Source organism: Paraburkholderia sp. EG286A (genome assembly GCF_040965375.1).
Classification (GTDB): domain Bacteria; phylum Pseudomonadota; class Gammaproteobacteria; order Burkholderiales; family Burkholderiaceae; genus Paraburkholderia.
Genome location: NZ_JBFRCB010000005.1, coordinates 205737 through 227521 on the forward strand (window position 1 = coordinate 205737; position 21785 = coordinate 227521).

Consider the following 21785-nt stretch of genomic DNA (forward strand, 5'->3'; position numbering starts at 1 on the left):
TCAGGGCCGCACGTCGTCGGGCGCCGCGAACGCAGCGGTGAGCGAGAATACGAAGCGCGCACCGTGCGGCGTGTTCGGCTCGAACTCCAGCGTACCGCCATGGCGCTCGACGATCGAGCGGCAGATCGACAAGCCGAGGCCCATGCCCGTCGCCTTGGTCGTGACGAACGGCTCGAACAGCGAACCCTCTACGCACGCCTGCAGCCCGTGGCCCGAGTCGGCCACCGTAATTTCGGCCCGGCCTCCTTCCACATGCCGACTGGAGAGTTCGAGCACCCGCGCACGCGAATCGACGCTGGCCATCGCCTCCACCGCGTTGACGATGAGATTGAGCGCGACCTGCTGAATCTGCACGCGGTCGCCCTTGACGAAAAACTCCGGCGCGATGGCGTTGTCGACTTCGACATGGTTATTCTCGACCTCGGCGCCCGCGAGCATCAGCGCTTCGGCAACCGCGCACCTCAGGTCGAACACGATCAGCGTGGGCGGCACGTTCTTCGCCAGTTCGCGTATGCCGTGAATGATGCTCGACGCGCGCAGGCTTTCGCCCGCCACGAGCGCGAGCATCTTGCGCGCCTCATCTAGCGCGGGCGGCTCGCGCTCGAGCCAGTGCACGCCTGCCGAGGCGGACGAATGAATCGCGCTGATCGGCTGACTGATTTCATGCGCAATGGATGCCACCAGCTGGCCCATGCTCGTGAGGCGCGTCACGCGCGCCAATTCGGCCATGGCGTTGCGCAGCGCTTCCTCCGTATGCGCGATACGCTGATTCTGCTCGACGACGTCTTGATAGAGCCGCGCGTTTTCGAGCGCGATGGCGGCCTGTGCGCCGAGCACGGAGAGCACCGCGATCTTGTCCTCGGTAAATGCGCTTTCGCTGAGCCGGTTCTCCAGAAAGATCACGCCGACCAGACCGCCTTGCTTGAGCAGCGGCAGGCAGAGCACCGACTTCGCCTGGGTCCTGCGCACATAGTCGTCGCGCGTATAGCCGCCCTCGGTCGACGCGCTGCCGAGCGCGAGCGGCTGCCCCGTGCGGATCACCGTGCGCACCAGCGTAAGCGGCAGGTCCTCGCTCGAAATCGCGCGCCGCACGACATTGACCTCCGCGAGTTCGGCGCGGGTCTCGGCCTCGGCGTGGATCTGCAAGCCGCCCTCATGGTTCAGTGCGAGCACGCAACGCTGCGCGCCCGCGTGTTCGAGCGTCACGAGCGCGAGCGTTTCGATCAGACGGCTCAGCACGATTTCACTGGACAGCGCACTCGAAGCCTTGATGATCGCGGCAATATCGAGCTGCTGCGAGGGATACTCGAACGCCGGCATCGGCGCGCTGGCCGCGGCCTCCGTCTTGACGCCGCGCTCCGTCATGGCGCGCACCTTGGCATTCGCGCCCCACCATGCATAGGCATGCGATGCATCGCGCAGGTAGGCGTCGGCAATCGCGCCTCGGCCTTGCTGACGATGGAATCCCGCTGCGAGTTCGCACGCGAGCGCCTCGACATGCAGAATCCGCCGCTCGTGTGCGTGACGAATGGCCTTGTTATACAGGTGCTCCGCCTCACGGGCGCGGCCGTCGAGCCGCGCGATTTCGGCATCGACGAGCGCGGCCCGGCCCATCAGGTTCGCGGGACCGACATGCGCCCACGCGGCCAGCGCCGCGCGATGGGCGTCGAGCGCTTCACGGTGCGCGGCCTGTTCGGGCCGCGTGGTCGCGGTTTCGCACAGCTTCGCCCGCATGAGTGCGCCAAAGAAGCGATATTCGATCAATTCGAGGAACATTCTCGACGCGCCGATCGATCGCCTCGCCGCCAGCTCGGCCTCGAGCGCCGCTTCGACATCGCCGGAGATGAAACTCGCCTGCAGCCTGCACGCCCAGTAGGCAAAGCCGACGCTCGTATTGTTCGCCCGAACCGCTTCGATATCGCGCTGGTATTCCTCGTCGCCGGGTTGATCCGCCGTCTCGCGCCATCCCGCATCGCCCAGTTGCTCGACGAGCTGGATCTGCGCGCGGAACACGCCCGAATACAGATAGAAGCGCGACAGCCTGGCGACGTTCAGACCGTTCTTTGCCTCCGTCAGCACCTCGTCCAGCGGCCGCCCCGCGAGCAGCAGCACGCTCACGACATTGCGTGCGCCGGACACGTCGAACACCAGATCGCCGTCCTCTCTCGCCACCTTCTTCGCCTGCTCGATATAGGGCATGGCGTCCTGGGCCGGGCGGCTCCAGGGAATCACGAGGCTGCCAAAGCGCATGTAGATGCGCGCCTTGTAACGCGACCGCTTGCAGCGATCGACCACGTCGACGGCCAGCTGCGCGAACTCGTAGCCCGTCCGGTAATCGCCATAGCGTTCCGCGAACACGAGATTCAGGCACACGAAACCATAGGCCGCGGAATCGGAAAGACCGTGCCGCAAACTCAGCAAGGTCAGGTTCAGCAGAATCACGTCGAGCAGGTTGGCGTTGAAAAAGAGCGCGGGCGGAATCAGATCGGCGAGCACATCGAGTGCGCAGCGCCACACCGGGTCTTCGACCCAGGCGTTATCGGCCAGCTGTGCCACCGACCGTTCGCCCAGTTCGCTGCGCAATTGCCGGTAAAGGCGATCGACCTCGCTGTCGGCAGGACGCTCGTCGATGTTCACGCCAAGCCGGGCCAGAAAATCGAGCCCCGTGGTCAGCGCCTGAATCTGCCGGTTCTGCGCGGTTTGCAGGCTCGCCGTCAGGCGCGTCAAATCCGCCCGCAACGCCATGCTTACCGGCTTGCGCCCGAGCGCCACGAGCCGCGCCTCGGCGGGCGCGAGCGTGCCGATCAGGCATTCCACGTCGGCCCGGTGGAATTCGGTCCACTGCGCCGTGTCTTCGTCGGTGCTTTCGTCGATCAGCGCCGCCGCCGTTTCGAAGTAGACGAGCGCCGACGTGTACGCGGTCGCCACCTTCGCTCTTTCGCCTGCGAGCAGATTGAGGTAAGCAAAGCGCTTGCGCTCCTCGGGCGAGTCGATCCGCGATGCCCCGCGATTGATCTGGTTCGCGACGACGAACAGTTCGTCGCTCGGCTCGTCCTCGCGCAGGCGCATGGCGAGTCTGCGCCCGATATCGAGGTGCAGGCCTGCCTGTTCGCTTTCGCTCATCGAGGCGTACGCCGCTTCGCGAATGCGGTCGTGCTTGAAGCGCAGCATGTCCGCATCGCGGTCGATCAGCGACGCGTTGAATGCCTCGCGCAGGCTCGCCTCCAACGCCTGCTTCGTGAGGTTCGCGGCCGCCGCGAGATCCGCGACCTTCGCGGTGCCGCCGAGGCAGGCGAAGACCTGCAACGCGTAACGCGCGGCCTCGGAGAGCCGTGCGAAGCGCAGTAGCATGAGGTCCGCAACGTTGTCGGAGTACAGCTTTGCGCGAATGCGATCGACGTCCCGCAGGCGCAATGCGCCCTTTTCCTCGAACTCAATCAGCCCTTCGCTCGCGAGTTCCGCGGCAAGCTGGATCGTGAAGAACGGATTGCCCCCTGTCTTTTCCCGGATGATGTCGATCACGGGCAGCGACGCGTCGAGCTTGCAGCCCAGCGTATCGCCGACGAGGCGCGCCATGTCGGCGCGGTCGAGTGGCTCGACTGCGATCATCTGATGCCGGTCTTTCGCGCCGGCGATCAGTCGGGCGAGCGCATGCTCGGGCGTCACCTCGTTGCTGCGAAACGCCGCGATCAGCATGACATGCGAGAGTTCGCCGTCACGGGTCAGATAGTCGAGGACCGTCAGCGTCCCTTCATCGACCCACTGCATGTCGTCGAAAAACAGCACGAGCGGGCGCTCGGGCGGCAACACGCCTTTGAGCAGATCGGCAATCGTGCGCAAATAAAGCGCTCGGTCTACGTTGAATTCCGTTTCGGCTTCGTTCGACAGATCGCCCAGTATCAGTTTGAGGTCGGGCAGGAGGCCGTAGAGAATCTCCGCGCGCTCGCCCATGCGCGCCGCGAGGCGCTTGCGTGTCGCGGCGAAACTCGCGTCTTCCAGGCCGAGAATCGGACGAAGGAGCCGCTCGAGCGCGCGGGCCAGCGCACCATAGGGCTGCGTCGAATCGAGCTGTTCACAGGCGCCGCGCGCATACGAGATCGACGTCGTGCCGATCGCGCCTGCCCACTGATCGACCAGCGCGGACTTGCCGCTGCCCGAGTACCCGGCGACGAAGACCAGTTCGACCGCGCCGCTCGCGCTCACGCGACGCAAGGTGGCGTCGAGCGCATCCATCTGTTCGCGCCGGCCATGGAGCGCGCCGGTATGCCGGCTGTTCGCGACGCTCGCGTGCAGGTCCAGTGGAAACACTGCCGTCCCGCTGCGCTCCGAGCCGGCATTCAGGCAGCGCATCAAATCGGCCTGCAGCCCAGCGGCCGACTGGTAGCGGTCGTTGGGATTCTTGGCGAGCAGTTTCATGACGACCGCTTCGACCTGGCGCGGCAAGCCGAGCGCATAGGCGGAAGGACGCATGGGCTGCTTGGCGAGTTGCGCATGCGCGAGCGCCATTCTGTCGACACCTGTGAACGGCAGCACGCCGGTCAGCATTTCGTAGAACAGGCAGCCCAGCGAATACAGGTCGGCGCGGCAATCGAGCATCCGCTCCATCCGCCCGCAAAGCTCCGGCGCCATGTATTCGATCGATCCGCTGCTGGCGTGATGCAGATTCGCTTCGCGATCCGAACGATCGGCCGTCATCGCGTGGCCAAAGCCGAGGAGGCACGCGGATGCTTCGGTATTGTCGAGCAGAATATGATCGGGATTCAGGTCGCAATGAATCAGTCCGGCTTCATGGAGCGATTCCACGGCGGCGGCAATTGCAATCGCGGCGTGCAGAAAGCGCTCGAGCTTTTGCGGCGAGCGCCAGCGCGCGCGCAAGAGCGTGCCACCGGGGTCGCGCAACGCGAGTGCGAACAAGCCGTTTTCCCGCAGCAGCGCATGAGGCCGTGCCGCCCACGGTGCGGCGAGACGCGTGCGCAACGCATATTCGTGCTCGAGCAGCGCGCGCCGCTCGTGCTCCTTCGGGCCGTCCTCCGTCACCGAGAACAACACGCGCGCGCCTTCCTTGTTCACGCCGCGATAGAGCGCCGGCGGCCCCGCCACCAGCTGGGTGACATCGTAATCGGCCAGCTGATCCAGAATGGGCGCGGAGTGGCTCATGCGGCCATCCCGTTCGCGTGTGCCGCTACGGCGTCGCCGGCGCCGCTGTCTGCCGCGCAAAGCTCGAAGCAGAAAGTCGCGCCCGCGTCCTGATTGTTGAACGCCCAGATCGAACCGCGATGCTCCTCGATGATCGAGCGGCAAATGGACAGGCCAAGCCCCATGCCGTCCGTCTTCGTCGTGAAGAATGGCTCGAACAGCCGGTCGACGATATCGGCGGCGATACCGGTGCCCGTATCGCACACTGACACACGCACGGACTCCGCCCCGACGAGTTCCGCCGAGATTTTCAGCACCCGCGTGCTGCCCGGACACTTCAGGATCGAATGCATGCCGTTGAAGATCAGGTTCATGATCACCTGCTGAATCTGGATCTTGTCGGCGGCCACTTTCGGCAAGCCGTCTTCCGCTACGACACGCAGGCGGATAGAGTTCTTCTCCATTTCCTGCCGAACCAGCGCAACGACTTCGCTGACGGTTTGCGTCAAATCGATGGCGGCGCGATTCGGGCGCTCCTTGCGCGCGAGCGCGCGCAGGCGGTTGATCACTTCGCTCGCGCGATCCGCGTCGCTCACGATGCGCGCGAGATTGTTGCGCGCTTCGGCGATCGAAGGCACCGCGCGGTCCAGCCAGCGCATGCCCGCCTCGCCATGCGTGATGATCGCCATGAGCGGCTGCTTGAGATCGTGCGCGAGCGAGGCCGTCAGTTCGCCCAGCGTCGACACGCGCGTGACGTGCGTGAGTTCCGCCTGGGCACGCAGCAGCGCGTTCTGCGCCTGGTGAATTTCCGTCATGTCGGCGAGAGCCCCGACGTATTCCACGCCCCGGCTAGCGGACTCGATCGGTCTCGCCATCATGCGCAGGTACTTCACCGCGCCCGTTTCCACGCGCACGCGATACTCGGCCTCGATAATCGATGCGCCCTGCTCCGCCTCGCGCAGCGCGCGCCGCACCTGATCGACGTCGTCGGGATGAATGCGCTCCAGCATGAGATCCATGTGCGGCCGCGCGGGCGCGTCCATTTCGAGGATCCGGTAGGTTTGCGCGGAGCACGTCATGTCGCGCGACTCGACATTCCAGCCGATACTGCCGATATTGCTGAGCCGCTGCGCCTCGGAGAGATACATCTCGCCGCGCCGCAAAGCGTCTTCGAAAGCGCGCCGGTCCGTAATGTCGATCGTCGCGCCGATATACTCGCGCGCGCCGCTCTCGTCGCTCGACCACGGCCGGAAAATCACCTGCAGGCGGCGCAAACTGCCGTCGTCCTGCACGGTCGTAAATTCGAAGCTATGGGTCGCGTCCTCGCTGATCGCTTTCACGAAGACTTCCTTGAAGCGCAGATGATCGTCGACGTGCACGCGTGCCAGACACATCTCGATGGTCGGCCGCTCGCAGGTGAAATCCACGCCCCACAACGCGTAGTTTTCGCGCGACCACAGCAGCTCGTTCGTGAGCGTGTTCCAGATGAAGGTCCCCGTCTTGCTGATCCGCTGGCCCTCTTCGAGAAACGCCTCGCTGCGTCGGAGCCGCGCTTCGGTCTGGCGGCGCTCGGCATTCTCGCGCTTGAGCGCCGAATAGAGTCTTGCGTTCTCGATGGAAATGGCGGCCTGGGTCGCCAGCATCTTCATCAGGTTGATGCGCGCGACATCGAACACGTATGGGGTGACGCCATTCTCCATGTACAGCACGCCGACCAGCCCGCCATGCCGCAGCAACGGCAGGCAGAGCAGCGAGCGGCAGCGGCCTTTACTGAGGTAGTGGTCGTCGCGGAAGTCGTTCGGCTCGGCGCCGTCGTCGATGACGACGTTCTCGTGAACCCGCATGACATGCCGGATGACGGTGAGCGGCGCCACGGTTTCGCACAGCCCCATGTCGCGCGCCTGCACCGTGATGCCGCTCTCCGCGCAGCCGGCTTCCGCCACGATGCGAAAGCTCTCGCCCGACCAGAGAATCAGCAGCGCGCGCTGCGCGCCGCTGTGGCGCACCGCGATTTGCATGAACGCCTGCACCAGCTTGTCGAGGTCGATTTCGCTCGAAACGGCCTGGGACAACTGGACCATCGCCGCGACGTCGACCGTGCCCAGCGGCGCGGCATGGCCGCCCGAGCCGGGCGCGACGGGCGCGGCGTCGCGCAGGTGATGGAACGCCTGCTCCAGGCTGCGCACCCTGGCGTCGGCGCCCCAGCGCGCGTAAGCGTCGCGCGCCGCCCGCAGGCATGCGTGGGATACCGAAGTCAAACCGCGTTGCAGGTAGAAATGCGCTGCGCATTCGCGCGCGATGGCCTCGTAATGCGGCTGCCCGTTCTCGCGCGCCAGCTCGATGGCACGCTCGTATTCCTGCTCCGCCTGGACATAATCGCCCACGAGCCGCGCATATTCGGCTGTGACGAGCGCATGGCGGCTGCCGAAGTTCTCGGGTGCGCTTTGCGCCCATGACGCGAGGCGGCCGGTGGCGTCGACGAGTTCGCGCTCCATCATTTCGCGCGCGGCCTCCTGCCCCGCTTCCTGCCGCACCTCGTCGATCACGCGGATCAGCGCGAGCGCGCGCAGAAAGTAGTAGGTCACCTCGATCGGCATCGCCATCACCGCGCCCAGCAGCGGCTCGATTTCTCTTGCGCGTGCAACGGTGGCGGCGAAGCGGCCGTGCAGAAAGTCCAGCTTCATTTCCATGATTGCCGCGAAGGCGATACCGCAGCCAAACTGGCTCTCGCGCACGGCCGCGACGAGCGCGTCATGCGTGGACGCAATGCCCCGCTCCGCCGCATCGACGCCCTGCAAGCGCAGCAGGAACAGCAATTCGAGTTCGATCGTGACGGAGATGGTCTTGTTGCGCAGCTCGTTCGCAAACCGCAGATTCTCGCGGCACAGGCGGGTCACCTCGCTGAGGTGCTCGCCGCGCTCATAGGCCTGCCAGATGCTCTCGAAGGCGATATAGCCGGCGTAGATGAAGTCGCCGGCTTCCACGCACTGGCTCATCGCGCGGCCCAGCACGGGAATCGCCGCGCGAAACGGCCGCCGCCAGATCAGGATGTGGTCGCCGTGCAGGTGCAGCAGCGTGCCGGTCAAACGCGCTTCGCCATAGCGCTCGTTCACGGCGAGCGCCAGCTCGGAAAAGCGCAGTGCGAGATCGAATTCGCGCGTGGTCCCGACCAGCAAGAGCGCGTAGATCGCGTAGACGTAGCCCGCCAACCGCGTGTTGCCGTGCGTCAGGCACAGTTCGGCTGCCTTGAGCACGAGAATCGGGAACAGCTTCTGCTCGCTGATGTACGCGCTCGGGATCGCGTCGATGATGAGGCCGATCACGGCCTCCTGCATGGGGTCTTCGAGGCAGCCGCGCGTGAGGAGCGCCGCCACCTGGTGCGGCGGGCACAGCTCGCGCAATGCCGCGAGTCTTTGTGCGACCAGCGCATCGTCGATCCCTTCGCCCTGCACCTCGACGTTCAGCAGCGCCAGCGCCCTGAGCGTCGTGTCGATCGCACGCCGGTAATCGCCCGATGCCTGATGAATGCGGATTTCCATGCGCAACGCGGCCGCGCGTTTGAGCAGTCCGCCCGCGCGGTGGCACGCCTTGCGCACCGTTTCCAGCGCCTGGCCGAAATCGCCCGCGAGGGACTCGCATTCGGCCATGTCGAGCAGCAGCCGGAATACGTCGATACGCGTCTCGCTCACGCCGTATTGCACGATGAGCTTTTCCGCCTGGGCGAAATACTCGCGCGCGGAACTCCACGCGGCGGCCGCCTTGGCCGCGTTGCCCGCCAGCACGTCGAGTTCGGCAAGCCGCGTGCGGTCCGCTTGCGAGAGGATGCGCTGCGAGCGGTTCAGGTGACCGACCACCTCGAACACTTCGGCCGTGCCCGGGGCCGTTGGCATCGCAAACAGCAGATTGGTGCCGATCTGCGCGTGCGCGAGTTCACGCTCGGTCTCGCCGAGCATCGCATACGCGGCCTCCTGCACGCGGTCGTGTGCGAAGCGGTAGGCCTCGCCCTTGCGCGAGACGAGGCCCGCCGTCTCGGCTTCACGCATCGTCGCCAGCACGCGGCGGCTGTCGGTGCCGAGCACGCGGGCCAGCGCGCCGACGCGCGCCGTTCCCCCCACGCACGCGAAGACCGCCAGCACATGCTTCGTCTCGTCGTTCAGGCGCGTGAGACGCAGCGTAAGCAGGTCGACCACATTGTCGGTGTAGCCCTTGTCGCGAATCCTGTCGAGGTCCCACGTCCAGCCCACGCTGTACGAGTCCGGCACGATGAGCCGGTCCTGAATCAGCTCGCGCAGGAATTCGATCGTGAAGAACGGATTGCCGCCCGTCCTTTCGAAGATCACCGAAGCGAGCGGCGCGACGGCTTCGGGCGGCTCGACCAGTGTCTCGGCGATCAGCGTCACGACGTCCGCGAGCGCGAGCGGCGCGAGGCCGATTTTTTCGGTCACCTTGCGGCCGAACAGAATGCCGTTGAGCCGTTCGCTGGCCACGCGCGAGCGCCCCAGGTCGATGTTGCGGTGCGCGAGCACCAGCAGCAGGTTCCCGAGTTCGGCATCCGAAGCCAGTCCGTCGATGATTTCCAGCGTGCCGGAATCGAGCCATTGCACGTCGTCCAGGAAGAGCACGAGCGGTTGCTGCCGGTCCGAAAACAGCATGAGAAAGCGCTTGACGACCAGCATGAAACGGTTGGTCGCCTCTTGCGGCGGCAGGGCTTCGATGGCGGGCTGCGGCCCCACGATGGCGCCGATCTCCGGCACCAGATTCACGATCAGTTGCCCGGCCTTGCCCACGGCTTCATCGAAGCGGCCTTTCCATAGCGCGATTTCCGGACCGGTCTTCCGCAGGAGCGGACGCACGAGCCCGCGCAGCACCTGGACGAACGCCGCGTACGGCACGTTGTCGTTGTACTGATCGAATTTACCGAGCGTGAAATGAACGCCTGCCGAACCGATATTGCGCTTGAATTCCTCGATGAAAAACGTCTTGCCGACGCCGGGCTCGCCCTCGACGATCACCGCCATGGCGTCGCCGGTCTGACGCACGCGCGCCAGTGCACCGTGCAGCTGTTCGAGTTCGCGCTGCCGCCCATAGGTGCGCACGGGAAACACGACTTGCGCTTGACGGTCGCCCCGGCCGAGCAGCGCGGGCGAAACCTCCGAACCCTGGGTCATTTCGTCGAGGCAAAGCTGCAGGTCGGCCTCGACGCCCGCGGCGCTCTGATAGCGGTCGCCGGCGGCTTTGGCCAGCAGCTTGTTGACGACGAATTCGATCTCGGGCCGGATTTCGGGCACGACATTGCGCAGCGGCCGCGGCGTGCTCACGAGATGCGAGTAGATCCATTCGTCGCGCTCGCGCGCCTCGTACGGCATCTGCCCGGACAAGAGCTGATAGAGCAGCACGCCGAGCGAATACAGGTCGCTGCGCGGATCGCTGCGCTGGCTCACGGCACTGGTGCGCTCGGGCGCGAGATACGGGAGCTGGCTCATCGGCACGAGGCCGGGTTCGCCGCCGCCCGCGTAGTTGCCCTCGATACCGCACGCGCTGCCGAAGCCCGTGATCCACACGCGCTGTTCGCGATCCGCGAACAGGTTCGCGGGGCTCAGGTTGTGATGAACGAGCCCGTTCGCATGCATGCCCTTGAGCGCCGAGGCGAGCGACACGGCGAGCGCAAGAAAGCGCGGCAGCGGGCGCCTGTGCGCGATCTCGCCGCCGAGCGGCACGCCTTCGCAATGGTCCAGCGTGAGGAGAAACTGGCCGCCCGAGCGAAACAGCGCGCGCGGGCGTATGCCCCATTGGGTATCGATTGAATCGCGCAAGCCATATTCTTTCTCGAGCGAAGCGAGGAGTTCGCGCGACGCGCGTTGCTCGAACGGCGCTTTCACGATGAGCGGCTGCTCGCTCGCGTCGGCGCTCACGCGGTACATCACCAGGTCGTCTTCGCGATGGAGCATTGCCGCGCTGGTGATGCGCCCGTGCGTTTCCGCGGCGCCTGTCGCCTCCCAACCCGGGATCCCGGCGATCGCATGCCGACCCGCTCTAGCTGCCATACCTCTCCTCATCGATGTCGTGCCGGCGAGCCGTCAATTGCGCGCGTGCTCCGCGGCGCTGATGACCTCCATCTTCCTCACGAGATCTGCGACCGACTGGGCTTCGAGCTTGCGCATGGCCGAGCTGCGGTGAATCTTGATCGTGATCTCGCTCAGCTTCAGTTCGCCCGCAATCTGCTTGTTCAGCAAGCCTTCCACCACGTACGAAACGACTTCGCGCTCACGCGCCGTCAACTGGTCGTAGCGCGCGCGCAGCGTCGCCTCCGAGCGGGCGCGTTCGCGCCACGCGGCGTGACGCGCGATCGCCGTCGAAACGGCGTCGATGACGCGCTGTTCGCGAACGGGCTTGGTGAGAAAGTCGATCGCTCCCGCCTTCATCGCGCGCACCGACATTTCGATGTCGCCGTGCGCGGTCATGAAAATGATGGGCATGTCCACTTCGTAGCGGTGCGCACTCTGCTGAAAGGTCAGGCCGCTCTCGCCGCGCAGGCGCACGTCGAGCAGCAGGCAGCCCGGCACGTCCTCCTTCGGCGCGAGCAGAAATTCGTCGATGCGCGTGAACGTGCGGGTCGCGAAACCAGACGAGCGCAGCAGGCTGGAAAGCGCCGCGCAAATCGACTCGTCGTCGTCGATCACGTAGACCACCGCACCTTCTACCGCTGGCGCACTACGAACTGTGTTCTTTTCCATTACCGTTCCCCATGCAGCCATGCACGTTATCTCCGCCGGATCTTTCATCAATCGCGCGCAAGCGGATCGTCCATCGACCCGGCATCGCCTTCGATCTGCAGCGACCGGACTTTTCGCACCAGCTCCGCCGTCGTGCGCGCGGCGAGTTTTTTCATCGCTCTCGCACGGTAGATCTTCACGGTCATCTCGCTGAGTTGCAGCTTGCTCGCGGCCGCCCTGTTCATATACCCCGCCGCAACGAGCATGGCGATGTCGCGTTCGCGCGGCGTCAAGGTCGAAAACTGTTCTCTGAGCGTGCTCGACTGATTCAGTTTCATCAAACGCGCCGCGTCGCGCTGCAACGCCTCGGTCACGGACTCGATCATGTCCTGCTCGCGAAACGGTTTGGTCAGAAAATTGATGGCGCCGCCTTTCATGGCGCGCACGGACATTTCGATATCGCCATATCCGCTCATGAAAATGATCGGCATGACGATTTCGTTTTCCGCCGCCCAATCCTGAAACTCGAGTCCGCTCTCGCCTTTCAATCGCACGTCGAGTATCAGACAGCTCGGCACATCGGCCTGCACGCGCTGGCAAAATAGCACCGTCGACGGGAAAGTCTCGACATGAAACCCCACCGATTCGAGCAGGCTCTTGAGCCCTTCCCTGAGCTTTTCGTCGTCGTCGACGACAAAGACTTTCGACCCGGCCGGTTCCGCGCAAACCCGATTCGCGTGGTTCGCGTGGTGCATCGCGTCAAGCCTGAACGGCGCTATCGATCCATTGACACCGCCGCTCATCGCCGGGCGTCCTGATTCGCAATGGTCATGAGAGCCTTTGCCTCGGTGGCCGTGGATAAATAGCGATGCGGCAATGCCGCTTCGAAGTAGAAACTGTTACCCGCGCCCTGACGGAATGTCTTGACGCTTGCGTCAATCACAATTTCAAAATGCACGGACCCGCGCTCGCCACGATCGTTCTCGATCTGGTACATGCCAAACTCCACCGGTTGCCGATTTCAGGCGTCGATCCAAAGGGAATGCCGCGCGCGAGGCACGCGATTGCGCAACTATTTTGTGAGCGTTGTCTGCTGAGCGAGAGGCCGTACGGTGGGTGAACCCTCCTATCCCCCTTGCATCTTACCTATGGATTGCGGCAAACCCTATCTATACCTCCGTATGATTCCGGCGGCTGGGGCTCTCCTGTAAGCTTGGGCCGCGTACACGCGACGAACCACAGCCATTCTGCCCTCCAGCACGCCACGGGAGATATTCATTGTGTACGCCACAAGTCATCTGGGTGGTTGACGACGACCCTTCGGTCCGCTCCGGCCTCTCCAGCTTGCTACGCTCGCTCGATTACGACGTCGTGACATTCGAATCCGGCGTGGATCTGCTGGCCGCCGCGGGCGCCCGGCACCCGCACTGCATCATTTCGGACGTCCAGATGCCCGGCATGACCGGCGTCGACATGTTTTTGCGCCTGGTTGGCGCCGGCATTCGCATACCCACGATTTTCATCACCGCCTACCCCATGCCCGAACTCCAGAGCCAGGCACTGGACAACGGCGCGAGCGCGTTCCTCATCAAGCCGGTCCGGGCCCGGGAACTCGCCGCCGCCGTTGCCGCGGCAGCCGCTACCGCAGCGTAAATCATTGTCGCCGCATCCCGCGGTATAGGGCGCTGTTGACATTCGTATAGGGTGAGCGCCACCCAACGTCTGATAGAGCCAGGACGGCCGCCGGTCTATGCTTCCCACCGGGCAAGACCCGCATTGACAACTCCTCGTTCATACTCAACGTCAACAGGTGATTCCATGACGCTTCGCTCCAAGGCACTGACGGCCGCATTCGCCGTGCTGCTCTCCTCCGCCGCCCTCGCACAAACCACGACGACCGGCGACACGCCTGCGCTCACCAAGCAGCAGATCCGCGCGCAAATGCGTGCCGACCGCGCCGCCAACCACGCGTTGGCGAAGAAGGTTCACGAAGCCCTCTACAAGAACCACGACCTCAATGACACGGACATCGCCGTGTTCGCCAATACGCACACGGGCAAGGTGATCCTGGCCGGCACGATTCTCGACGAATCGCAGGACCAGGTCGCGCAGGACGTCGCATCGAAAGTGCCGGGCGTGCAGACGGTCGCGACCAAGCTGACGCTCTACGCAGCACCCTGATGCTCGCGGTTTCATCGTAAGCGCGTGCGCCGGCCACGCCGGCGCACGTCAGGATTCAAACCGGTTGGGAAATCAGGCGGCAACGGCCTCGCCCAGCACGGCGCTCACTTCGTCGAGCAGTCCAGGCATGGCGGTATAGCTCGCCTGCGTGAGGCGCAGCACGCCCCCTTGTGTGCAGACGCCCACGACCTGGTCGTCCGCGAACCCCGAACTCACGATCGGCCCCCACAGCGCCTGCAGTGCGAAGCCTTCGTAGGTCGAAGCGACCGGTTCGCGGCCCAGGTTCGACAGCAACAGGTCGAACGCCAGCATGTGCGATAGAAAGCCCGCTGCATCTTCAATGGACGGATTCGACGACATGAACGCATCCAGCGCTTTCGTTTCCTGCACGACCGAGGCGAGCGTTTGCGCGGGTGCCAGCGATGCCTTGACCTCGCGCGCTGCCTGCCAGAACGGCGCGCCGCGCGGACGATCATCCACCGTGACGGTCTGCGTGATGTACACGCCGTTCGCCTGGTCCATGCCGCCCACGGTGCGACGCACGTCGATCGGCGACACGGTACGCACGGGCCGCTCGCGCCACGCGCGCGACAAGCGCCGCCCCGCCTCATGAACCGCCGCCGCGACCGCGCCATGCACCGTAGTGCGCTCGATGCGCGAGCGCTCCACAACGGCGCGCGTGAGCTGTGCGCTGAGAGCCAGCGCGGCGACCTCGGCGCGCGCGCCAGTGGCCGCGCGGAACCCCTTGGGCTCGGGTGCCGGCGCCATCGCGCCGGATACGGTGGCCGTGGCCATTTGCGCTCTCAGCAGGCTTTCGAGCGGTTGCACGAGAGGCAGGCTCCTGAGCGAGCCGCCTGCGAGCGCGCACAGCAAGTCTTCCATCACATAGGCGCCGCCCATGCCGTCCAGCACCGAGTGATGGGCGGCGAGAATGAAGGTCGAGCCGCTTTCGCCCTGCAACAAGGTAGCGCGCACAAGCGGTGCAGTCGACCAGTCGAACGGCGTGTTCAGTTCCTTCGCTACCTCCACTTGCCACGAGGTCCGCGCATTCTCCACCACGCGCAGCGGAATCCGTGCGTCGGGATCGCGATAGAAGGCGGGCGGCGCTTCACCCTCGGCAACGATGCGCGTAGCGAGCAAAGGATGCCGCTGCTGCAGCGCAAGCAATGCCGTGCGCCACGCGCTGGGCTCGAACACGCGGTCGATCTGCGCGACCAGCGCGAAATGAATCGCGCGGTTGCGGTCGAGCAGCCAGAACAGATGTTCCGTGCCGCCAAGCGCCCGCACCAGCGCGGGGTCCTGTTTCAGGTTGTTTTCGCTATCCGTTTGCTGATTTCGCATCTGAATTCCGTGTTCTTCAAAAGGGAGGGAAACGTTGAACGCACTCGCTTCCTCACCCAGAACACCTGTAGAGCGCGACGCATTCCCCGGTGCATCCGAAATTCAGCGCGAGGATTTGTGTCGCAATTTGTCTGGCGTCCGGCATGGATACAAAGACTTTCAATAATCATTTGACCAGACATATGACAGATACCTTCTCTGGTTTTAATGCGTTGTGCCTCCTGCCCGCCTTGCGCCCGGCTCGTCTTGAAGAGAAAAACACCGGCGATTTTGGGCGCGTATGGAATTTTGTTCGCCCGCCGGGTGTTCTGGTCAAGGCGACGGTTTTGCCGCTTAACCCTATCGTCGAAAAATGAAATCTACCGAGACGATGACTGTCGCCGAATTGTCCGCGCTGCTGCCTGCCATGCTTCCACGCCTGTGGGCATTCGCGCTGCGCATTTCGGGCGATCAGCACGATGCCGAAGATCTCGTCCAGCGCGCCTGCGTGCGCGCACTCGAACGCGCGCATCAACTCGAACCCGGCACGGCGCCGCTGAGCTGGATGTTCTCCATCGTTCAGTCCACGTGGCTCAACGAACAGCGGGCCCGCAACGTGCGCAAGCGCTCGGGCATGGAATGGGATGACGGTCTCCTCGAGACCGTTCCCGATCCCTCCGCAAGGACACCCGAAGAACAGGTCATGAACGGGCAGATCATCCGCGCCGTTCAGCAATTGCCCGAGGCACAGCGCATTGTGATGCTGCTCGTCGCGGTGGAAGGGTTAAGCTATAGCGAAGCCGCCGAGGTGCTGGCCGTGCCGATCGGCACGATCATGAGCCGGCTTTCGCGGGCACGCCAGGCCATCGGCGCCCTGTTCAACGACCAGAAAAAAGAAAACCGCGCGCAAGACGCGGCGAACAGCAAGGAAATTGGGGCATGACGATGGATGACATCCTGCTCATGGCTTATGTCGACGGCGAACTCACGCCGCGTGAGCGCGAAGACGTGGAGAAGACAATCAGCGTGTCACCCGAGATCGCGGAGCGCGTTGCGCTATTCGCGGCCTCAGCGCTGCGGTATCGGCACGCGTTTGCGCACCAGAAGCTGCCGCCGGTCCCCGAGCGGCTCACGCTCGAGATCGCGCAACTCAGCCGCGCGTATTACGATGCGCCGGAAGCGTCGGGCAGCGACCGACGCAGCACTGCCGAACCTGCGGGGCTTGCGCGGCTTTTCGCGCGCTTGCCCTTTCGCTTTCCGCACAAGCTATCGCTGCCGGGTCTCGCGATGACGTTCGCAGCCGGCGCGCTAAGCTGCGCACTGGTGCTGCACTTCGCGACGGACTGGGCGCGCAGCGACCGCGGCGCAAGCGCCGGCGCGGTGCACGCCGCGGCTGCGAAAGTTTCGCCGTGGGTCGCCGCGGCCGTGAACTATCAACAGCTCTACACACGCGACACCGTCGCCTTCGACGCGCTCACACCGGAAGTGGCCTCGCAGGTGATCGCACAGATTCACAGCGACGACGGCGTGCCGATACGCGTGCCCGACCTGCGCCCGGCGGGGCTCACGTTCACGCGCATTCAACGGCTGCGCTTTCACGACCGGCCGCTCGTGCAGATCGTGTACCTGCCAAAAACGGGCTTGCCCGTGGCCCTGTGCGTCATGAAGGACGAAAAGCCCGACGCGAACATGACGCATGAGCATGTCGAAAGCATGAACGTCTTGATGTGGCGGCGCGCCAATCTCAGCTACGCGTTGATTGCATCGCTCGACGACGAACAACTGCTGGCAATCGGCAAGCAGATCGCCAAAGGCCAGACGAACGAAACCGTAGGCCAGCTGGCGCCGCGCGGCAACGCCGCGGGTTGAATGACTGCACGCAAGCATCCGTTATTCCGGATCCCGAACGATGTCGGAATATCTCTTTTCCAACGGGTACGTCGCAGCGTAACGCGAACCAGCACACCAGCTGGAATAAACACCGATAACGGACTGTTCTGATTGCGCGGCCAGACAGCTCGCCCTCCGGGGCGAATGCACTGGCCCAACCTTCATGTTCAGTCTGGCGCCGCCAGCGGCTCCGTTACGTTATCGGCACATCATGTCTTCCTTTTCCCGCATGCTGCTCGTGTATGACGGCACGAGCGAGGCCCAGGCCGCGCTGCACCGCTGCTCGCAGCTTTCGCTCGCCTTGTCCGCGCCCGTCGACGTAGTCGCCGTCGTCGACGCCGAAGCGGTGAATGCGAGCTCCGGCGGTCTGCTGACCGACGTTGCCTATACCCACCTCGAGGAAATCGCCCGCAACACGCTGAGCGATGCCGTCTCGCAACTGGCCAGTATCGGCATTGCCGCGAACGGCTACGTCAAATACGGGCGCATCGCCGATGTCGTGGCGCGCCACGCGCAAACGTTCAACCCCGACCTCATCGTGCTCGGTCACCGCGCGCGAGCGAGACGCTGGTGGAGCGGGCGTCCCGCTCATGCCGATCTTGCCGAGCGTCTGTGCGGAACGACCATCGTTACCGTGACGCTGGCGTCAGCCCGGTCATGAAGACAGCGCCAATGATCCGACGATTCGACCTGCCAGCCTCACGTTGCCGCCAACGGCAGCGTGAGTCGCGCCTCCAGACCGCCCACGCGCCGGTTTTCGAGTTCGAGCTCGCCGCGCATCGCGAGCGTGAGGCGTCGCGCAATCGCGAGCCCAAGCCCCGAGCCCGACGCCGATGCCGCCGTTTCGGGCGCGCGATACCACGCGGCGAACACCGCTTCCAGACGGGCGGGAACGATCCCCGGCCCCGAATCGAGCACCGCGAGCACGAGACGCTGCGCCTCGACCCTCACGCTGAGACGGACGTCCACGCCGTAGCGCAGCGCATTGTCGATGAGATTCACGAGCACGCGGCGCAGCGCATGGGGACACGTCACCACGGGGCGCCCCACGCACCCCTCGAGTTCGACGGTGCGCCCGGCGTCCCGATAGTCGGCGATCAGCGCGCCGAGCAGGCTGTCCGCATCGACGGATCGCATGGGCTCCTGGGCGCTGCATTGCATCCGCGCGCAGGAAAGACTGCCCTCGACCAGCTCGGTCATCTCCGCGAGATCGCGGGCAAGCGCGTCTCTCACCGGCGCGTCCTCCACGAGTTCGGCACGCATGCTCATGCGCGTGATCGGCGTGCGCAGATCGTGCGCATAAGCGGCGAGCACGTGAAGCAGTTCGGCCTGGCGGCGCGCGCGCTGGCGCGCACACGCATTGAACGCGCGAGCGAGACGCGCAGCGGCAGCGGGCCCCGTGTCTTCGGGCAGGATCGCTTCCGCGCCCTCGCCGAGGCCGCGCTCGACCATGGCCTCCATGCGCTGAATCGACACGTGCATTTCGACCAGCTTCAGCGCCGCGAGCGCCGCTATGAGTACGGCGGGCAGCGCCAGGGGCAAGCCGGAGCGCGCAAGTATCTGCCACGACACGCCATGCGTCGCGTACGAGGCGTACGCACAGGCAGCCGCTAGCAGCACCCATGCGGGCCGCGACCACGCCTCGAAAGACCGCGTGGCATCGCGAGGTGGCGAAGCGCGCCCGGTGCTCGCGTGCAGCGATCCGTCAGGGGGATTCGTTGGGTCGATAGCGTGCGCGTTCATTTCCGCTCTCCTGTATTGGCCAGGTCAGGCGTGGCCTGGCCGCTTTGCACCACAGGGGAACGCGCATTTGACAGACAGCCGGCACCTTGCCCGGAAACATCTGCTTCGTGCTACGCCCTGCCCGGCAGCGCCAGAATAGGGCACGCGAGGCGCGCGGCGCCATTATATGAACGTATAGGCTCGAACCTAAGGATGGGTAAATCTCCAGTTTCGCGCCCCGCACGCTAAAGGAACTGAGCGTGCGGGACACGACAAGCCTTATGCGAGCTTGCGCATCGGCCTGAATCCGGCACGAACCTCCTGCGCGAACAGCAGCGGCTCTTCCCACGCCGCGAAATGACCGCCCTTGTCGACCGTGTTGAAGTAGACGAGATCGTGATAGCTGCGCTCGGCCCAACTGCGCGGCGCCTGATAGATCTCGCCCGGAAACACGGTAATCGACGCCGGCAAGCCGATATCCACCGCGTTGAAGTTATTCGAATGATCTTCCCAGTAAATCTGGGCCGACGACGTCGCGCTGTTGGTCAGCCAGTACAGCGAAATATCGTCGAGAATTTCGTCGCGGGTCAGCGAGCGTTCGGGAACGCCGCCGCTATAGGTCCATTGGGAGATCTTGTCGTACATCCATGCCGCCTGGCCCACCGGCGAGTCGGCCAGGGCGTAGCCCACCGTCTGGGGGCGCGTCACCATCATGGCCGAATAGCCGCAGTTGTCGCGATAGAACACATTCAGCTTGTCGTACGCACGTTGCTCGTCCGGCGCGAGGCCCGCGGGCGCGGGCTCGCCCAGCGCGAGCAGCCGCGCGATATCGGGCGGCACGGTTGCCGGCATGTTCACGTGAATGCCGATCAAGCCCTTGACGTGCTGCATGGCCATGCGGTGCGAGACGACCGAGCCGCAATCGCCGCCCTGCGAGACGAAACGTGCGTAGCCAAGGCGCGCCATCAGTTCGCCCCACGCCCGCGCGATATGGTCGGAGCCCCAGCCCGGCGAGGTCGGCTTGCCCGAAAAGCCGAAACCCGGCAAGGACGGCACGACCACATGGAAGGCGTCGTCGGCGCTCCCGCCAAAGGCGGTCGGATCGGTCAGCGGTTTGATGGCCTTGGTCAGTTCGAGGATCGAGCCGGGCCAACCGTGCGTCATGATCATCGGCAGCGCATTCTCGTGGCGCGAGCGCACATGAATGAACTGAATATCCAGGCCGTCGATTTCCGTGACGAACATGGGAAATTCATTGAGTTTCGCCTCGCCTTTGCGCCAGTCATAATCGCTGCCCCAATACTGGACGAGTTGCTGCATGCGCGCGAGGCGAACGCCTTGCGATTCATCGGCCACCGTTTCCTTTCCAGGCCAACGCGTATTGGCGAGACGCCGCCGCAAATCGACAAGTGCGGCGTCCGGAATATTCGCCTTGAATGGGCGGATTTTCGCGGCCTGGGTGTCGGCGTAAATCGCCTTGGGAAACAGCGCAAGCGCGCCAACCGCCGCCGATGCGGCAAGCAGGCTGCGCCGCATCGGTGAAAAATCGTTCGAAGACATTGCTGGCATCCTGTTCATGAGGAATCGTCAAATTCACATCGCGACATCGCAACGCGCGGCTTTCACGCTAACGATCGTTTCTGGAAAGTCGTCCTCATTAAAAACAGGAAATGTATCTCGCGTTTGTCGGCTATGTAATGTTTCGTAAGCTGCACATAAACGCAATCAAGCCGGTTATATTTCCGATTAAGGCCGGATTAGCCCTATACGAAGGTATGTGGCTGACTATCCTTATTCATCTGTCGCCTCAATCCAGAATGGCATGGCCCGATCGTCTGCTTCCGATTACTCTGCTGGCAGCGGTAGAAACGCGCCGCTGCACCGCTAATGACGATCATGGAAAAAATCGATCACATACTGGTTGTCGACGACGACCGCGGCATACGCGAACTGGTTGCCGGTTATCTCGAACGAAACGGCATGCAGGTCACGACCGCGTGCAACGGCAGGGAGATGCATGAGTCTCTCGCCAGGCATACACCCGACCTCGTCCTGCTCGACCTGATTCTGCCCGGCGAAGATGGGCTCGCACTCTACCGCGGCTTGCGCGAAAGCCGCCATCGCGCGCTGCCCGTGGTGATGCTTTCGGCGCGCTGCGATGTCACCGACCGCATCGTCGGGCTTGAAATGGGCGCGGACGACTATATGGCCAAGCCATTCCAGGCGCGCGAACTGCTCGCCCGCATCCGCGCCGTCCTGCGCCGCACGCGCATGCTGCCGCCCGACCTGCAGCCCGTGGACGACACACCGGTGCTCGGCTTCGGCGAGTGGCGCCTCGACACCACCGCGCGCCACCTGCTCGAATCCGACGACACGGTCGTCACGCTCAGCGGCGCCGAATATCGCTTGCTGCGCGTATTTCTCGACCACGCGCAACGCGTCTTGACGCGCGACCAGTTGCTCAACCTCACGCAGCGGCGCAATGCCGATCCGTTCGACCGGTCGATCGATTTGCTGGTGAGCCGGCTCAGGCAAAAGCTCAATGACACGGCGCGTGCGGCCCGTTACATCAAGACGCTGCGCAACGAGGGCTACATTCTGTCCACGCCGGTGACGGTTCACCACGACGCGAGCGACGCGGCGCAAGCCAGCCGCGCCTGCATGGACAGCGAAGCGCTCTGCGTCTAGTTGGCCCCGCCCGCGTGGCGAGGCATCGACGCTGGCGATTTTTAAACAGCGCGAACGCCGGCCCCGCAGCAGGACGTCGTCGGTCTCGAACCGATCTACGCGCACTCCTGATCGACGCCAGGCACGCCCATGCGG

Annotated in this window: 15 protein-coding genes; 7 read left to right on the forward strand and 8 right to left on the reverse strand. The window is 64.5% G+C overall.

Annotated features, from left to right (window positions below; all coding sequences use genetic code 11):
• Genes AB4Y35_RS24150 through AB4Y35_RS24170 form a run of 5 tightly spaced genes read right to left on the reverse strand, consistent with a single transcriptional unit; the run spans nucleotide 1 to nucleotide 12846 of the window.
• Nucleotides 1–5157, reverse strand: a complete 5157-nt coding sequence (locus AB4Y35_RS24150; RefSeq protein ID WP_368706291.1) for an AAA family ATPase — start codon at nucleotides 5155–5157, stop codon at nucleotides 1–3.
• A complete protein-coding gene (locus AB4Y35_RS24155; protein ID WP_368706292.1) occupies nucleotides 5154–11180 on the reverse strand; it encodes an AAA family ATPase in 6027 nt (2008 codons plus the stop codon). Before AB4Y35_RS24155 ends, AB4Y35_RS24150 begins: the two co-directional genes overlap by 4 nt.
• Nucleotides 11181–11213: 33 nt before the next feature.
• Nucleotides 11214–11870 carry a response regulator transcription factor gene (locus AB4Y35_RS24160; protein ID WP_368706293.1) on the reverse strand — a complete coding sequence of 219 codons (657 nt, stop codon included), beginning with the start codon at nucleotides 11868–11870 and terminating at the stop codon, nucleotides 11214–11216.
• Between the two features lie 47 nt (nucleotides 11871–11917).
• Complete coding sequence (locus tag AB4Y35_RS24165; protein ID WP_368706294.1) at nucleotides 11918–12604, reverse strand: response regulator transcription factor; 687 nt, start codon at nucleotides 12602–12604, stop codon at nucleotides 11918–11920.
• Nucleotides 12605–12648: 44 nt separating this feature from the next.
• Entirely contained in the window at nucleotides 12649–12846 is a 198-nt protein-coding gene (locus AB4Y35_RS24170) for a hypothetical protein (RefSeq protein WP_368706295.1), read from the reverse strand.
• A gap of 305 nt (nucleotides 12847–13151) precedes the next feature.
• On the opposite strand from AB4Y35_RS24170, the gene AB4Y35_RS24175 reads away from it, so the two are divergent.
• Nucleotides 13152–13502 (forward strand): response regulator, encoded by a 351-nt coding sequence (locus AB4Y35_RS24175; RefSeq protein ID WP_368706296.1) that lies wholly within the window; start codon nucleotides 13152–13154, stop codon nucleotides 13500–13502.
• 165 nt (nucleotides 13503–13667) lie between these two features.
• Nucleotides 13668–14030: a BON domain-containing protein gene (locus tag AB4Y35_RS24180; protein ID WP_368706297.1), complete on the forward strand. Its 363-nt coding sequence runs from the start codon at nucleotides 13668–13670 to the stop codon at nucleotides 14028–14030.
• Between the two features lie 72 nt (nucleotides 14031–14102).
• On the opposite strand, the gene AB4Y35_RS24185 is transcribed toward AB4Y35_RS24180, so the two are convergent.
• Complete coding sequence (locus AB4Y35_RS24185; protein ID WP_368706298.1) at nucleotides 14103–15371, reverse strand: condensation domain-containing protein; 1269 nt, start codon at nucleotides 15369–15371, stop codon at nucleotides 14103–14105.
• 143 nt (nucleotides 15372–15514) lie between these two features.
• On the opposite strand from AB4Y35_RS24185, the gene AB4Y35_RS24190 reads away from it, so the two are divergent.
• The 4 genes from AB4Y35_RS24190 (at nucleotide 15515) to AB4Y35_RS24205 (ending at nucleotide 17901) form a co-directional block, all read left to right on the forward strand.
• Nucleotides 15515–15727, forward strand: coding sequence for a hypothetical protein (locus AB4Y35_RS24190; protein WP_368706299.1), 213 nt, complete (start codon nucleotides 15515–15517; stop codon nucleotides 15725–15727).
• A 14-nt stretch (nucleotides 15728–15741) separates the two neighbouring features.
• Complete coding sequence (locus tag AB4Y35_RS24195; protein ID WP_368706300.1) at nucleotides 15742–16293, forward strand: RNA polymerase sigma factor; 552 nt, start codon at nucleotides 15742–15744, stop codon at nucleotides 16291–16293.
• Nucleotides 16290–17219 (forward strand): anti-sigma factor, encoded by a 930-nt coding sequence (locus AB4Y35_RS24200; protein WP_368706301.1) that lies wholly within the window; start codon nucleotides 16290–16292, stop codon nucleotides 17217–17219. Before AB4Y35_RS24195 ends, AB4Y35_RS24200 begins: the two co-directional genes overlap by 4 nt.
• Before the next feature lie 232 nt (nucleotides 17220–17451).
• Nucleotides 17452–17901, forward strand: a complete 450-nt coding sequence (locus AB4Y35_RS24205) for a universal stress protein (protein ID WP_368706302.1) — start codon at nucleotides 17452–17454, stop codon at nucleotides 17899–17901.
• 38 nt (nucleotides 17902–17939) lie between these two features.
• On the opposite strand, the gene AB4Y35_RS24210 is transcribed toward AB4Y35_RS24205, so the two are convergent.
• Nucleotides 17940–18983: a sensor histidine kinase gene (locus AB4Y35_RS24210; RefSeq protein ID WP_368706303.1), complete on the reverse strand. Its 1044-nt coding sequence runs from the start codon at nucleotides 18981–18983 to the stop codon at nucleotides 17940–17942.
• Nucleotides 18984–19241: 258 nt separating this feature from the next.
• Complete coding sequence (locus AB4Y35_RS24215) at nucleotides 19242–20522, reverse strand: epoxide hydrolase family protein (protein ID WP_368706304.1); 1281 nt, start codon at nucleotides 20520–20522, stop codon at nucleotides 19242–19244.
• Nucleotides 20523–20858: 336 nt separating this feature from the next.
• Here AB4Y35_RS24215 and AB4Y35_RS24220 point away from each other — a divergent pair, with 336 nt between their 5' ends.
• The gene (locus AB4Y35_RS24220) at nucleotides 20859–21650 is read left to right on the forward strand and encodes a response regulator (protein ID WP_368706305.1); all 792 of its coding nucleotides are present in this window, start codon (nucleotides 20859–20861) and stop codon (nucleotides 21648–21650) included.
• Nucleotides 21651–21785 lie beyond the last annotated feature (135 nt).

Coding starts and splice junctions, on each gene's coding strand:
- AB4Y35_RS24150 (WP_368706291.1), bottom strand. CDS start 5,157: ATGAGCCACTCCGCGCCCATTCTGGATCAGCTGGCCGATTACGATGTC.
- AB4Y35_RS24155 (WP_368706292.1), bottom strand. CDS start 11,180: ATGGCAGCTAGAGCGGGTCGGCATGCGATCGCCGGGATCCCGGGTTGG.
- AB4Y35_RS24160 (WP_368706293.1), bottom strand. CDS start 11,870: ATGGAAAAGAACACAGTTCGTAGTGCGCCAGCGGTAGAAGGTGCGGTG.
- AB4Y35_RS24165 (WP_368706294.1), bottom strand. CDS start 12,604: ATGCACCACGCGAACCACGCGAATCGGGTTTGCGCGGAACCGGCCGGG.
- AB4Y35_RS24170 (WP_368706295.1), bottom strand. CDS start 12,846: ATGTACCAGATCGAGAACGATCGTGGCGAGCGCGGGTCCGTGCATTTT.
- AB4Y35_RS24180 (WP_368706297.1), top strand. CDS start 13,668: ATGACGCTTCGCTCCAAGGCACTGACGGCCGCATTCGCCGTGCTGCTC.
- AB4Y35_RS24185 (WP_368706298.1), bottom strand. CDS start 15,371: ATGCGAAATCAGCAAACGGATAGCGAAAACAACCTGAAACAGGACCCC.
- AB4Y35_RS24190 (WP_368706299.1), top strand. CDS start 15,515: ATGGATACAAAGACTTTCAATAATCATTTGACCAGACATATGACAGAT.
- AB4Y35_RS24195 (WP_368706300.1), top strand. CDS start 15,742: ATGACTGTCGCCGAATTGTCCGCGCTGCTGCCTGCCATGCTTCCACGC.
- AB4Y35_RS24200 (WP_368706301.1), top strand. CDS start 16,290: ATGACGATGGATGACATCCTGCTCATGGCTTATGTCGACGGCGAACTC.
- AB4Y35_RS24205 (WP_368706302.1), top strand. CDS start 17,452: ATGTCTTCCTTTTCCCGCATGCTGCTCGTGTATGACGGCACGAGCGAG.
- AB4Y35_RS24210 (WP_368706303.1), bottom strand. CDS start 18,983: ATGAACGCGCACGCTATCGACCCAACGAATCCCCCTGACGGATCGCTG.
- AB4Y35_RS24215 (WP_368706304.1), bottom strand. CDS start 20,522: ATGTCTTCGAACGATTTTTCACCGATGCGGCGCAGCCTGCTTGCCGCA.
- AB4Y35_RS24220 (WP_368706305.1), top strand. CDS start 20,859: ATGGAAAAAATCGATCACATACTGGTTGTCGACGACGACCGCGGCATA.